This window comes from Salinimicrobium oceani (assembly GCF_012037645.1).
Genome location: NZ_JAAVJR010000023.1, coordinates 1 through 1,320 on the forward strand (window position 1 = coordinate 1; position 1,320 = coordinate 1,320).

Annotated in this window: 1 protein-coding gene; it reads left to right on the forward strand. The window is 37.8% G+C overall.

The annotated features are described in order from the left end of the window. The first annotated feature begins 131 nt into the window (after nt 1–131). Nucleotides 132–1,052, forward strand: coding sequence for an IS1595 family transposase (locus HC175_RS15065; protein ID WP_168026793.1), 921 nt, complete (start codon nt 132–134; stop codon nt 1,050–1,052). Nucleotides 1,053–1,320 lie beyond the last annotated feature (268 nt).

Below are 1,320 nucleotides of genomic sequence, written 5' to 3' on the forward strand. Positions count from 1 at the left end.
CAGAGGAGGAAACTGTGGAGGAGTCAGTAGAGAGGATGATTAAAGTTTTAAAGGAAAAATTAGAATACAATGAGTAAATATTATTTATATGGGGTATCTGATCATCTCCCGTAAAGTTTTATCTTTATGGAATGAAATATCCAGCAGACCAAATGGAATTTGAAGAAATGTTTAAATCGGAGCAAGCATGCATTGATTACTTGGTATCATTGAGATGGCCAAATGGTTTTGAATGCCCCCAATGTGGCTCAATTCGATTCTGGAAAAAGAACAAAGGACGGTATGAGTGTTCTGATTGCCATAAAGAAACTACAGTGACAAATAATACAATGTTTCATAAAAGTACCAAGTCCTTGCTGATTTGGTTTCATGCCATTTGGTGGATGGTTGCCCAAAAGAATGGTGTCAGTGCAAAGGGATTGCAAAAGGTGCTTGGATTAGGAAGTTATCAGACTGCGTGGACTTGGCTGCATAAGTTCAGACGATTAATGGTGTTAAGCGGTAGAAGCAAGTTAGAGGGCATTGTTGAAGTAGATGAAGTCTTTGTTGGTGGCAAAACTCCAGGGAAACGTGGACGAGGTGCAGAAGGGAAAAGTATAGTCGCTGTAGCTATTGAAGTCATAGGACGAAAAACCGGCAGGGTCAGATTGGAAAAAATTCCGGATGCATCAGCTAATAGTTTGAAAGACTTTATTGAAAGAAATATCGAGCTATCGTCAACCATTATTACTGATGGATGGCCTAGTTATTCAGAATTAGAAGAACTAGGGTATTTGCACAGAGTCCAAAAGTCAACTGTAAATGAAGAAGACGAGGAAATATTACCTAATGTCCATCGAGTGGCTTCATTGCTAAAAAGATGGCTGCTTGGAACGCATCAAAGTTATTTGAATAAAAATAAGTTGGGTTATTACTTAGATGAATATGTGTTCAGGTACAACAGGAGAACATCAAATAGCAGAGGCTTATTATTTATGCGGTTACTTGAGCAGGCTGTTATTGCAGAGCCTGTGACATATGATAAAATTATTAACGAAAATCACGGGTGTTGACTGGATACCCCATTAAATTTTATAAAGCGGGAGATTTTCAGAAAGAAAGTTTCCAGTTTTCTTTTTCCGAAGTTTTCCTCAACAATTCGGAGGACGTTTATTCAGATTTGGAATTTGGTGCTTGTAATCTGGAATTTAGAATACTGACCAATATTGGATTTATTCCGGAATGTTCTCCTTCACCAATTTGATGTACTCCTTTTTTGCTTCTAAAACACTGATCCCTTTTACCTGTAGCAGCGCATTGAGTTTAAAGGCATTCTTAATA

Bases quoted from the DNA above. Each gene is read 5' to 3' on its own strand.
- HC175_RS15065 (WP_168026793.1), top strand. From the start codon at position 132: ATGAAATATCCAGCAGACCAAATGGAATTTGAAGAAATGTTTAAATCG.